10 protein-coding genes are annotated in these 12,992 nt (G+C 64.2%); 9 read left to right on the forward strand and 1 reads right to left on the reverse strand.

Translation table 11 applies throughout. From position 1 onward, the window contains the following. The first annotated feature begins 20 nt into the window (after positions 1 to 20). Positions 21 to 794 (forward strand): SDR family NAD(P)-dependent oxidoreductase, encoded by a 774-nt coding sequence (locus tag KI243_RS14450; protein ID WP_177118942.1) that lies wholly within the window; start codon positions 21 to 23, stop codon positions 792 to 794. A 140-nt stretch (positions 795 to 934) separates the two neighbouring features. On the opposite strand, the gene KI243_RS14455 is transcribed toward KI243_RS14450, so the two are convergent. Next, complete coding sequence (locus KI243_RS14455; protein ID WP_177118943.1) at positions 935 to 1,882, reverse strand: LysR family transcriptional regulator; 948 nt, start codon at positions 1,880 to 1,882, stop codon at positions 935 to 937. Positions 1,883 to 2,056: 174 nt separating this feature from the next. Here KI243_RS14455 and KI243_RS14460 point away from each other — a divergent pair, with 174 nt between their 5' ends. The 8 genes from KI243_RS14460 to KI243_RS14495 all read left to right on the forward strand — a co-directional run bounded on the left by KI243_RS14460 (position 2,057) and on the right by KI243_RS14495 (position 12,945). Continuing rightward, on the forward strand, positions 2,057 to 3,730 hold the full coding sequence (locus KI243_RS14460) for a DUF1302 domain-containing protein (protein ID WP_244861864.1): 1,674 nt from the start codon (positions 2,057 to 2,059) through the stop codon (positions 3,728 to 3,730). Positions 3,731 to 3,769: 39 nt separating this feature from the next. After that, positions 3,770 to 5,128, forward strand: a complete 1,359-nt coding sequence (locus KI243_RS14465; RefSeq protein ID WP_177118944.1) for a DUF1329 domain-containing protein — start codon at positions 3,770 to 3,772, stop codon at positions 5,126 to 5,128. Continuing rightward, positions 5,128 to 6,195, forward strand: a complete 1,068-nt coding sequence (locus KI243_RS14470) for a YCF48-related protein (protein WP_212811057.1) — start codon at positions 5,128 to 5,130, stop codon at positions 6,193 to 6,195. Before KI243_RS14465 ends, KI243_RS14470 begins: the two co-directional genes overlap by 1 nt. Then, positions 6,192 to 8,612, forward strand: a complete 2,421-nt coding sequence (locus tag KI243_RS14475; protein ID WP_212811058.1) for an MMPL family transporter — start codon at positions 6,192 to 6,194, stop codon at positions 8,610 to 8,612. Before KI243_RS14470 ends, KI243_RS14475 begins: the two co-directional genes overlap by 4 nt. Beyond that, positions 8,609 to 9,844, forward strand: coding sequence for an MFS transporter (locus tag KI243_RS14480; protein ID WP_212811059.1), 1,236 nt, complete (start codon positions 8,609 to 8,611; stop codon positions 9,842 to 9,844). The genes KI243_RS14475 and KI243_RS14480 overlap by 4 nt, the downstream gene beginning before the upstream one ends. A 76-nt stretch (positions 9,845 to 9,920) precedes the next feature. After that, positions 9,921 to 10,919, forward strand: a complete 999-nt coding sequence (locus KI243_RS14485) for a fumarylacetoacetate hydrolase family protein (RefSeq protein ID WP_212811060.1) — start codon at positions 9,921 to 9,923, stop codon at positions 10,917 to 10,919. Continuing rightward, positions 10,916 to 11,701, forward strand: a complete 786-nt coding sequence (locus KI243_RS14490; protein ID WP_177107732.1) for a cyclase family protein — start codon at positions 10,916 to 10,918, stop codon at positions 11,699 to 11,701. The genes KI243_RS14485 and KI243_RS14490 overlap by 4 nt, the downstream gene beginning before the upstream one ends. A 176-nt stretch (positions 11,702 to 11,877) precedes the next feature. Next, positions 11,878 to 12,945, forward strand: a complete 1,068-nt coding sequence (locus KI243_RS14495) for an NAD(P)-dependent alcohol dehydrogenase (protein WP_017127465.1) — start codon at positions 11,878 to 11,880, stop codon at positions 12,943 to 12,945. Positions 12,946 to 12,992: the final 47 nt, after the last annotated feature.

The following is a 12,992-nucleotide window of genomic DNA, read 5'->3' on the forward strand; positions in this document are numbered from 1 at the left end:
TACACAGAGGAGTAATGAACATGGCACGCATCCTGATCACCGGTTCTTCCGACGGACTCGGCCAGATGGCCGCACGATTGCTTGTGGAGCAGGGCCACAGGGTCGTGCTGCACGCTCGCAACGAGGCGCGTGGGACACATGCCCTGGCACAGGTGCCGGGTGCCGAAACGGTACTCTGCGCCGACCTGTCGAGCATCGCCGAAACCAAGGCATTGGCCGGGCGTATCAATGCACTCGGAGACTTCGACGCCATCATCCATAACGCCGCGGTCGGCTACCAGGAGCCCAGGCGCCTTGCCACCGTCGACGGTCTGCCGCATGTCTTCGCGATCAACGCACTGGCCCCCTACATCCTGACGGCACTGGTGAATCGCCCGGAGCGACTGGTCTATGTCAGTTCGCGGCTGCATTGCTGTGGCGACCCGTCGCTGAAGGACCTGACCTGGAAGAAGCGCCCGTGGAACGGCACCCAGGCGTATTCCGACTCCAAGCTGCACAACGTGTTGCTGGCCCTCGCGGTGGCCCGCCGCTGGCCCGATGTGCTGTCCAACAGCCTCGAGCCTGGCTGGGTCCCGACGAAGATGGGCGGGCCCGATGCCCCGGATGACCTCGACCTGGCGCCGCGCACGCAAGCCTGGCTGGCCGCCGGCATTGAACCCGAGACCCAGGTGACCGGTGGCTATTTCTACCACCAGCGACCCGCCACGGCGATGAAAGCGGCCCAGGATTTCAAGGTGCAGGAGCGCTTTCTCTCGGCCTGCGCTGAATTGTCAGGTGTCGCGCTGCCGCAGTAGCAGGTCCACCTCGGCACCACGGCGCCACGGTGCTGATCGTGACCGGCAACTTCCTTTCGCGAGCCGTTTGCCGCAGGGTTGCCTTCTCGTGCGTCAGGTGAGTCTGCGCTGAGTCATCGCCCGGGATATCGAGGCAATCTTTACACTGGCCGGCTCTCGCCTAGCCCCGGCGTCACGGACTGGAAATATTGCGCGGCCACTTCCTGGAGCAGGTAGCGCATCCAGCGGTGGGCCGGATCGTTGTCGAGGATCTTGTTCCACAAGGTGAATTCGCGCAGGGACGGGAATTCGAAGGGCAGCGGCAGTATTTTCAGGGGCAGGAAACCGGCGTACAGGGTCGCCAGGCTCCGGTGCATCACCGCAATGCGGTGGGTCCCCACCAACAGGTGCGGCACGGTATTGAAACTGCTGGTGGTCAGTTCCACCCGGCGGGCCTTGCCGTAGCGCAGCAGGGTCCGTTCTCCCAGGCTCGGCTCGCGGTTGTTGCCGAAGTTGACGGCGACATGGCCCAGCTGCAGGTACTGCTCCAGGCTCAATGTCTCGCCCACCAGCGGGTTGTCGCGCCAGACCACGCACTGGTAGTCATCTTCGAACAGCAGTTCCTTGGCGTGCAGGTCCGACAGATAGAGGTCCGGCATGATCACGAAGTCGACTTCGCCCTGGGTCAGCATCTGGTTGTAGTTGTCGGCGGCCGGCTGGATGTCGATGGAGATGTGCGGCGCGCGCTGTTGCAGACGCTGCGCCAGCGGGCTGAGGATCACCGTGGTGACAAAGTCGGTGGCGATGAGCTTGAAATGCCGCTTGCAGGTCAACGGATCGAATTCGGGTTTGTTGACGATGCTCGACTGGATATCCAGCAGCACCCGCCGCACCGGTTCGGCCAGTCCCTGGGCCAGGGGCGTCGGCAGCATCTTGCGTCCCACCTGGACCAGCAACTCATCGTCGAAATACTCCCGCAGCCGTGCCAGCAGGCCGCTGGCGGCCGACTGGCTGACATTCAGGCGCGAGGCCGCGCGGGTGATGTTCTGTTCGGTGAGCAGGGTATCGAGAACCACCAGCAGGTTCAGGTCCAGGTGATGAAAGCGCATCGGTATTCCTCCGCTTGAACACGCCGCTTTGTATCACTTTTTTTAGATGGATGGCATCCCGATAATCGATTGTTCGGATTCCTCCGCGCTCCCTATCATCGCCTCGAGAACTGCAGGGAATGCAGGTTCGCAAAGACCTTTCACGACAAAAATAACAAGTCAGAGGTTGGCATGATGAACCGCAAGAGTTTGACGGGCGCTCGGCCGCCCCGGCAGCTGGCTGCCATGGCTGCGGCGTTCGCCGCCATCAGTGTCGCGCCCCATGCGACGGCGTTTGAGATCGATACCGGTGATTCCGACCTGCATCTGCGCTGGGACAACACCCTCAAGTACAACGCCGCCTGGCGCCTGAAGGAGCGTGACAGCAAGCTGGTCGGGTCGGTCAACCAGGACGACAGCGACCGCAACTTCAACAAGGGCCTGATTTCCAATCGCCTTAACGTGCTGTCCGAATTCGATGCGCGCTACAACAATTTCGGTGCGCGCATCAGCGGTGCCGGTTGGTATGACAGCGTCTACGAAGGGCGCAACGACAACGATTCGCCGGCCACCGCCAACCAGCGCTCGGTCGCCTACGACCGTTTTACCGATGACACCCGCACCTTGCATGGCAGCGACGCCGAGATTCTCGATGCCTTTGTCTTCGGCAAGGGCAACCTGGGCGAACTGCCCGGCAGCTTCCGGCTCGGACGGCACACGGTGCTGTGGGGCGAGAGCCTGTTCTTCGGCGCCAATGGCATCGCCGGCGGGCAGGCACCGGTGGACATCATCAAGGCCACCTCGGTGCCCAATACCCCCTTCAAGGAACTGATCCGCCCGGTCAACCAGTTCTCCGGGCAGATCCAGTTGCGGCCCAATGTTTCCGTGGCGGCCTACTACCAGTTCGAATGGGAAGAGAACCGTATCCCCGCCGTGGGCAGTTACTTCTCGACCTCGGACGTGGTCGGCGAAGGTGGCGAGCGGCTGATCGTCGGCGGGCCCATCGGTCCCAACCGGCAGCCCCTGGCGTTCTTCCACGGCAAGGACATCAAGGCCAGCGATCGCGGCCAGTACGGGCTGTCACTGCGTTTTTCGCCCGAAGACTGGAACACCGATTTTGGCCTGTACGCGATCCGCTATCACGCCAAGGACCCGATGCTCTATACCCGCGCCAACAGTGGCGGACCGAACGTGCTGACCGGCCAATTGGGTGAGTACCAGCTGGTATACGCCGAAGGGATCAGTGCCTTTGGCGCCAGCTTCAGCACCTCGGTCGGCGATGCCAACGTCGCCGGCGAAGTCTCGGTGCGTCGCAATACACCGCTGGTCAGCCTGTCGCAGGCCAACCCGGGCGGCCTTGGCGACAACGACAGCCACGCCCTGTATGCCGTGGGCAACTCGCTGCATGCGCAACTCTCGAGCCTCTACTCGTTCAACAGCAACGGCTTCTGGGACTCGGCCAGCCTGGCCGGCGAAGTGGCCTGGCATCGGCGCACCAGCATCACCAGGAATGCCGCCGCGCTGGACCCCAACAGCGAGCGCGATGCCTGGGGCCTGCGCATGAGCTTCACGCCGAACTTCTTCCAGGTCTATCCCGGTGTCGACCTGAGTGTGCCGCTGGGGCTGGGCTACAACCCCAAGGGGCGTTCGTCGGTGATCAGCAAGTTCAACAATGGCGTGGGCGACAAGGGCGGCGACCTGAGCATCGGTCTGCAACTGGAATACCTGCAGACCTGGAAGGCCGGCCTCAACTACACGCACTACATCGGCGGCAGCGACAACTTTCTCGACGCGAACAACGCCAACACCTATGGACAGCCGCTCAAGGACCGGGACTTTCTCGCGTTCACCGTCCAGCGTTCGTTTTGAACGACTGCTCCAGAACAACAATAACCAGAGGTGCGTTTCATGAAACTCGATTCCTTGCATCCGTGGCTGCTGTCGGGCCTGCTGCTGGCCGTCGCGCCCGCGTCCTGGGCGGCCAGCGATACTGAGGCCCAGTTGCTCAGGTCCAGCCTGACGCCCCTGGGCGGTGAGCGTGCCGGCAATGCCGATGGCAGCATTCCGGCCTGGGACCACGGCTTCAACCAGGTCCCGGCCGGTATCAGCCCGGGGCCGCGGATCCCGGACTATTTCGCCAGCGACAAGCGCATGTATTCGGTGACCGCGCAGAACCTGGCACAGTACGCCGACAAGCTCAGCGATGGGCAGAAAGCCCTGTTCGCCAAGTACCCCAACTACCGGATCGACGTCTATCCTTCCCGGCGCACGGCGGCGGCGCCGCAGTGGGTCTACGACAATACCCTGAAGAATGCCACCAGCGCCCATCTGACCCATGAAGGCAATACCCTGGAAGGTGCCAGCGGCGGGATCCCGTTCCCGATTCCCAAGTCCGGCGCCGAGGTGATCTGGAACCATCACCTGAGCTGGCGCGGAGTCGCCTGGAAGAACGACTACAACGTCTACGTCATCACCGCCAGCGGCCAGCGCATCCTGTCCAGCACCGTCCAGGCGCAACGGGAAATGCCGTATTACTTCGAGAACGGCAAATCCGAATACAAGGGCGTCTACTGGATGACCCGGCTGGTCAACCTCGGGCCACCGCAGCGGGCGGGCGAGGCGTTGCTGGGGCGCGAACCGCTGGATTATGCCAGTGGCGGACCGCAATCCTGGGTCTACCTGGCGGGCCAGCGGCGGGTGCGTAAACTGCCGGTGTCGTCCTATGACACGCCGACCCCGACCAGTTCCGGCGTGGCCAACTTCGACGAGGTCTCGGTGTTCACCGGACCGCTGGATCGCTACGACTGGAAGATCGTCGGCAAGCAGGAAATGCTGATTCCCTACAACAGCAACATGATCCTGCAACCGACGCGGGACGAGGCGATTCTCGGCGAGCGTTTTCTCAATCCCGACTACATGCGCTGGGAGCTGCACCGCGTCTGGGTGGTGGAGGGCAACCTGGTGGCCGGCAAGCGTCACAGCATGCCCAAGCGGCGTTTCTATGTGGACGAAGACACCTGGATGGCAGTGCTGGGCGACAGCTGGGATGCCAACCAGAAGCTCTGGCGCACCTACTTTCAACTGCCTTACCTGATGCCGGAATTGCCGGGGCTGGTGCGCGGTCTCTACGGTCAGTACGACCTGCAGACCGGAGCCTGGATGGCGCACAACGTGGTCACGGAAAAGCGCGTGCATGACGAAGTGGTCAAGCCGTTTCCCGACAGCGACTTCAGCCCGGACGGCCTGGCGGCCGACGGTGTGCGCTGATGACCGGGCCTTTCCATTGGCTGGCGCTGGGGATGTTGGGCATCAGCCTGGCCGCCCGGGCCGGCGAAGCACCGGTCAGCGATGTGCTGTTGCGCCCGGCCCTGTCGGTGAGTGCACCGACCCGGGCGGTGCTGATCGATATCGCCCGGGCCGGACAGCGCCTGGTGGCCGTGGGCGAGCACGGTCTGATCCTGCTCTCCGATGACAGCGGCCAGCACTGGCGCCAGGCGGCCGTCCCGACGAGCGTCAGCCTGACCGCGGTGAGTTTTCCGACGGCAGAGCAGGGCTGGGCGGTGGGGCATGCGGGGATGGTGCTGCATAGCGCCGATGGCGGCGAAAGCTGGAGCGTGCAACTGGACGGCAATGCGGCTGCGCAACGGGTGCTCGATGCCGTGGCGGACCCGTCGGGCGACACCCCGCAGTACCAGCGGCAACTCAAGGTGGCCCGGGGTCTTGTCGCCGAGGGTGCCGACAAACCGTTGCTGGCGGTGCATTTCAGTGATGAACGGCAGGGCACTGTGGTCGGTGCCTTCGGGTTGATCCTGCATACCGTGGATGGCGGCGTCACGTGGCAGTCCTGGGTCGATCGCCTGGATAACCCGGCGGGCAATCATCTGTATGCGATTGCCGGCCAGGGCCGGCGTATCTATCTCGCCGGTGAGCAAGGCCTGGTGCTGATGTCGGAAGACGCCGGGGCGCATTTCGTGCGCTTGCCCAGCCCCTATGAGGGCAGCTTTTTCACCTTGAACCTGGCCGCCGACGGCGATGTGCTGGCGGCCGGCCTGCGCGGCAACGCCTGGCGCAGCAGCGACCAGGGACAGCACTGGACGCCGTTGGATAACCCTTTCGGCAGCAGCCTGGTGGCGGCGCGGTCGCTGGAGAGCGGCGGCGTGGTGCTGGCCGATCAGTCCGGACGCCTGCTGTCCGCTACAGGAGGCGGGCCGCTGCATGAGCAGTCGCCGTCGGCGGGCATGGCTGTCGCGTCCTTGACCCGTGCGCCGGACGGCCGTTGGGTCGTGGTCGGGGCCCGGGGTATCAAACGACTGGAACAGGTGAAATTGCAATGACGTGTCTTTCCAAACCCGTCGCAGGCCTCAGCGCCGCCGAGCATGATCTGGCGACCTTCGACAGCCGCTCCGGCTCGCTGATCGAGCGTGCGCTGTTCAATCACCGTGGCCTGGTGCTGTGGCTGTGCCTGCTGCTGACCCTGGGGCTGGGGGCCGCCAGCAGCCGCCTCGGGCTCAACGCCAGTTTCGACAAGATGATTCCCACGGGTCACCCCTATATTGCCAATTACCTCGCCAATCAGCAGGAGCTCACCGGACTGGGCAACGCCGTGCGCATCGCCGTCGAAGCCCCGGGCGATTCCATCTACGACGCGCATTACCTGGATCTGCTGGCACGCCTCAACGACAAGGTGTTCCTGTTGCCCGGCGTCGACCGGCCCTTCATGAAGTCCTTGTGGACCCCCAATATGCGCTGGATGGCCGTGACCGAGGAGGGCGTGGAAGGCGGACGAGTGATTCCCGACGACTACGACGGTTCGGCGGCCAGCCTGGAAAACGTACGCCGCAATGCCGCGCGCTCCGGGGAGATCGGCCAGACCATCGCCCTGGATGCACGCTCCAGCCTGATCTTCGTGCCGCTGATGGAGAGCGATCCGAACACCGGCAAGGCCCTGGACTATGCCGCGCTCTCCCGGCAGCTGGAGCAATTGCGCGGCGAGTTCCAGGCCCAGGGCCTGCAGATCCATATCACCGGTTTCGTCAAGGTGGTGGGCGACCTTATGGAGGGGTTGCAACAGGTCCTGTTGTACTTCGCCATTGCTATCCTGATCGCCACGGCGATGCTCTACGGGTTTACCCGCTGCCTGCGCAGCACGTTGCTGGTGATGAGCTGTTCGCTGGTGGCGGTGGCCTGGCAACTGGGATTGGTGGCCTTGCTGGGATTCGAGCTTGATCCCTACTCGGTGCTGGTGCCGTTCCTGGTCCTGGCCATCGGCATGAGCCACGGCGCGCAGAAGATGAACGGCATCATGCAGGATATCGGACGCGGCATGCATCGGCAGGTGGCGGCGCGGTTCACCTTTCGCCGGCTGTTCCTGGCCGGACTCACGGCGCTGCTGTGCGATGCCGTGGGCTTCGCGGTGTTGATGCTGATCGATATCAAGGTCATCCAGGACCTGGCGCTGATCGCCAGCATCGGTGTCGCGGTGCTGGTGTTCACCAACCTGATCCTGTTGCCGATCCTGCTCAGCTACTGCGGTGTCAGTCCCCGCGCCGCGGCCCGCAGCCTGCGCAGTGAAGCGCTGGCGGAGCAGGGGCGCAAGCAGCCGCTGTGGGCGTTCCTCGATCGCTTTACCCGGCGTCGCTGGGCGACGGCGACACTGCTGGTCAGCGGGCTGCTGGCCGTTGGCGGCTACTGGGTCAGCCTGCAACTGCAGGTCGGCGACCTCGATGCCGGGGCCCCCGAACTGCGAGCGGATTCGCGCTATAACCGCGACAACGGCTTCATGGTCGCCCATTACGGCGCCAGCAGCGATGTGTTCGCGGTGATCGTGCGCACGCCCGACGGCACCTGTTCCGACTACGCGGCCCTGATGCGCCTCGACGCCCTGGAGTGGCGTCTGCGCCAGTTGCCTGGCGTGGAGTCGACGGCTTCGCTGGCCAGTCTCAATCGCAGCCTGCTGGTGGGCATGAGCGAGGGCAATCCGAAATGGTATGACCTGACCCGCAACCAGGCGCTGCTCAACTCCATCACCGGGCGGGCGCCGCGGGAACTGTTCAACCAGAGCTGCAATACCCTCACGCTGTACACCTACCTGAGCGATCACAAGGCCGTGACGCTGACCCGGCTGGTGAACGAGGTAGAGGCCTTCGCCCAGGCCAACAACGACGCGCAGGTCCGCTTCCTGCTGGCCGCCGGCAACGCCGGTATCGAGGCGGCCACCAATATCGTCGTCAGGCAGGCCAACCACGACATGCTGTTGTGGGTCTATGGCGCGGTGATCCTGCTCTGCCTGCTGACCTTCCGTTCGCTGCGGGCGGTGGTCTGCGTGATCCTGCCACTGGCCCTCACGTCGATTCTCTGCGAGGCCCTGATGGTCTGGCTGGGCATCGGTGTCAAGGTCGCCACCTTGCCGGTGATCGCCCTCGGCGTGGGCATCGGCGTGGATTACGCGTTGTATGTCATGAGCATCCTGCTGGCGCGCCAGCGGGCCGGCGAGAGCCTGTCCCTGGCCTACTACCACGCGCTGCTGTTCACCGGCAAAGTGGTGATGCTGACGGGCGTGACCCTGGCGGTCGGCGTGGCGACCTGGGCCTTTTCCCCGATCAAGTTCCAGGCGGACATGGGCATTCTGCTGGCCTTCATGTTCCTGCTGAACATGATTGGCGCGCTGGTGCTGCTGCCGGCGCTGGCGCACTTTCTGTTACCACGGCCTTTGTCCGATTCATCGATAACAACAACAGGAAAAAACCTATGAGTCTGCTCTCGTCGCAAGCCGTTCCACGCCGGACCGGATCGGGCGTGTTGCTGCTGCTCGGCAGTTGCCTGCCGGTGCTGGGTGGCGTGCTGATCGCGCCGGTGCTGCCGCGTATCGCCGGGCATTTTGCCGGTAACGTCAATGTCGGCGTGCTGGTGCCGATCGTGCTGACCTTGCCGGCCCTGATGATCGCGCTGTTTTCACCGTTCGCCGGGTGGGTTTCCGACCGCCTCGGACGCAAGCGCCTGCTGGTACTGGCGATGCTGCTGTATGGCATCTGCGGTCCGTTGCCCATGCTGCTCGACGACCTTGATGCGATCCTGCTCAGCCGGGCGGGACTGGGACTGGCGGAGGCAGCGATCATGACCTGCTGCACGGCGCTGATCGGCGACTACTACGACGGCCGTGAGCGGGTGCAACTGCTCTCCTGGCAGACCATTGTCACGTCCTTGTCGGCCACCGCCTTTTTCATGCTCGGCGGCCTTATCGGCGAGCACGGCTGGCGCGTACCCTTTGCGGTGTACATCGTCGGCCTGTTGCTGGCGCCCCTGATGCACCTGGCGTTGAGGGCGCCTCTGCAGGCTCGGACCGAGGCCGCACAGGTCCGGCCCGGGCCACAAGGCGAGGGTTTCCCGTGGCGTTCGCTGTCGGTGATCTGCCTGATGACCCTGCTGGCCTCGCTGGGCTTCTTCATCGTACCGGTCCAGACCGGGTTTCTCCTGGAGCATATCGGGATCGACTCGCCGCAACGCATCGGCATGGCGATCGGCCTTGGCCATTCGGCGGTGTTTGTCGGTGCCCTGTGCTTTCGCCGTCTGAGCCGTTTCGGACCGGGCATGCTGTTGGCCCTGGCCTTCCTGATTTCCGCGGTCGGCCTGTTGCTGCTGGTCAATGCCGTGGACTACCGCACCGTGGTGATTGCCGTACTGATCAACGGCCTGGGCGGTGGCCTGGCGCTGCCCACGGTACTCAGCTGGGCGCTGTCGACCTTGAGTTTCGAACACCGGGGCAAGGGCACCGGCCTGTTCAATGCGGGGTTTTTCGGCGGGCAGTTTGTCAGTCCCTTGCTGGTCATGTCCCTGACCGGCCTGGCCGATGGGCGGGTGGGTGCGGTGGCGATGATCGGCTGGGGGCTGTTGCTGGCGGCGGCCTTTGCCTTGATCGCGCCCTTCCTGGCCGGCCTGCGGCTGCTGGACCCGATCCAGGTGCCGGACGACATGGCCCTGCACTGAGTTTTTGTCGCCCGCGTCCGGCGGACCGGAGGCGGGCTGTTGCATCCAGCCTTTTCACTCCATCGAGGATTGCTCCATGAAACTCGCTACCTTGAACAATGGTAGTCGGGACGGCCAGTTGCTGGTCGTCTCCAGGGATCTGCGCCAGGCGGTGCTTGCCCAAGGCTTCGGCACCTTGCAGCAGGCGCTGGAAAACTGGGACGAGGCAGCGCCGGTCCTGGGCCGGCAATATCAGGCGCTGAACCGGGGCGAGGCGCCCGAGTGCCTTGCGTTCGACCCCAGGCAGGTCAGCGCGCCCTTGCCTCGTGCCTATCAGTGGTGTGATGGCTCGGCGTTTCTCAATCATGCCCATCTGCTGCAGAAGGCTTTCAACCTGCCACCGTTGGCCGACGAACGCATTCCCCTGATGTACCAGGGCGCCAGTGACGATTTTCTCGGCCCTTGCGACGATGTCCCGCTGCCGGACATGGCCCACGGCATCGATTTCGAGGGAGAGTTCGCGGTCATTGTCGACGAGGTCCCCATGGGCTGCCCGGTCGATGAGGCCTTGCAACATGTACGACTGATTATGCTGGTCAACGATGTCAGTCTGCGCGGCTTTCTCCAGCACGAAGTCAGCACCGGTTTCGGCTTTTTCCAGGCCAAGCCTTCCTCGAGTTTTTCGCCGGTGGCCGTGACCCCGCAGGAACTGGGCAGTGCCTGGCGCGACGGGCGGGTGTGCCTGCCGCTGACGGTGACCTGGAACCAGAAATGGTTCGGCCAGCCGGACGGTGCCGAGATGAGTTTCAGCTTCGCCGATCTGATCGCCCATGCGGCGCGGACCCGGCGTCTGCGAGCCGGCACCATCATCGGTTCCGGTACGGTATCCAACGTCGACCGGGCGGTCGGTTCGGCCTGTATCTCGGAGCGCCGCGCCATCGAGATGATCGAACAGGGGCAGGCGCAGACAGGTTTCATGCGCTTTGGCGAGCGTATCCGCATCGAGGCTTACGACCGTGCCGGCGACTCGGTGTTCGGTGCCATCGACCAGCGTATCGTCGACGCCACCTTGCCGGCCGGGGAGGTGCGGCCATGACACCGCGTAAACGACGTCTGGTCGACCTCTCGGTGACCCTGGAAAACAATCCCTATACGGATCCGCCGCCGTTGTTGCCGAAGATCGAATACACCGATCACCAGGCCGGCGCCCCGGAACTGCTGGCGATGTTTCCCGGCCTGCGTCTCGAAGAGCTACCGGGACAGGAAGCCTGGGCCGCCGAGCGCCTGACCATCACCACCCACAGTGGCACGCATATGGACGCGCCCTGGCACTACGCCTCGACCACCGATGGCGGCAAACCCGCGTACGGTATCGATGAGCTGCCACTGGAATGGTGCCTGCGTCCCGGGGTGAAACTGGACTTCCGGCACCTGCCGGACGGCGATGTGGTCAGCGCCGCGCAGATAGAGGCGGAACTGGCGCGTATCGATTACGTCCTGCAGCCGCTGGATATCGTCCTGGTGAATACCCGGGCCGGGGCGTTGTTCGGCCAGCCCGGTTACCTGGAGGCGGGCGTCGGCATCGGGCGCGAGGGGACCTTGTACCTGCTCGAACGCGGTGTCCGCGTGGTGGGCACCGATGCCTGGAGCTGGGATGCACCTTTCAGCCATACCCGTGCACGCTTTGCCGCCAGCGGCGACAGTTCGATCATCTGGGAAGGGCACAAGGCCGGGCGCGAGATCGGCTACGGGCAGATGGAGAAACTGGCCAACCTGGAGTCCCTGCCGGCCCATGGCTTCGAAGTGTCCTGCTTCCCGTACAAGATCAGGCATGCCTCGGCCGGCTTCGTGCGGGCGGTGGCGATCTTCGAGGAATAGGCCGGTATGTCCCGGGAGAGCTGCTGGAAAGCGGCCATCGCGGGCTTACCTGCCGCGCGCCAGGGCGACCGACGGTCCGATTGGTCGTGGCCTTGGCGCGCGGCAAATTCACCTGAACGGTCCAGCGTCTATGCTGGTCAACTCCTGTTCAACGTCTGAATCAAGAGGTGATCGCGATGGTCAAGACTTACAGCTACGCCGCTCAGGACCCGAAGGATTCGCTCAAGCCATTCACCTTCGAACGTCGCGCGCCGGGCGCGGATGACGTACAGATCGATATCCTCTATTGCGGCGTTTGCCATTCCGACCTGCACACGGTGCGCAACGAGTGGAACAACACCCTGTACCCCTCGGTGCCGGGGCATGAAATCGTCGGCCGCGTAACGGCCGTGGGCGCCAACGTGCGCGGGTTCAAGGTCGGCGACCTGGCGGGTGTCGGCTGCATGGTCGACAGTTGCCAGCACTGTGCGTCCTGCGCGGAAGGCGAGGAGCAATATTGCGAGAACGGCTTTACCGGCACCTACAACGGCCCGGTGTTCGGTGGGGAAAACACCTTTGGTGGTTACTCGGACAACATCGTGGTGAAGGAGAAGTTCGTCCTGCGCATCTCCCATGGCGATGCCAGTCTGGCCGCTGTCGCACCGCTGCTGTGTGCCGGTATCACCACCTATTCGCCGCTGCACCACTGGAAAGTCGGCCCCGGCAAGAGGGTTGGGGTGGTAGGGCTGGGCGGCCTGGGACATATGGCGGTGAAGATCGCCCACGCCATGGGCGCCTACGTGGTGCTGTTCACCACATCGCCGAACAAGCGCGAAGACGGCCTGCGCCTGGGCGCCGATGAAGTGGTGGTATCGAAGAACCCGGACGAGATGGCCAAGGTCGCCAATTCCCTGGACTTCATCCTTAATACCGTGGCCGCGCCGCACAACCTGGACGCCTTTCTCGCGCTGCTCAAGCGTGACGGCACCATGACCCTGGTCGGCGCCCCGGACAGCCCGCATCCGTCACCGACGGTCTTCAACCTGATCTTCAAGCGCCGCAGCCTGGCCGGCTCGCTGATCGGCGGGGTCCGTGAAACCCAGGACATGCTGGACTTCTGTGCCCGCCACGGGATTGTCTCGGATATCGAGATGATCGCTATCCAGGACATCAACCAGGCCTACGAGCGCATGCTCAAGGGCGATGTGAAATACCGCTTCGTGATCGACATGAACAGCCTCAGGCAAGAGGCCGGGGCGGCCTGATCGCGCCGTTCCACCCGGGCCCGGCCATTCGGTCGGGCTTTATGGCG

Origin of the sequence: Pseudomonas sp. Ost2 (assembly GCF_018326065.1) — a bacterium.
In the GTDB taxonomy this organism is placed as follows: Bacteria; Pseudomonadota; Gammaproteobacteria; order Pseudomonadales; family Pseudomonadaceae; genus Aquipseudomonas; species Aquipseudomonas gingeri.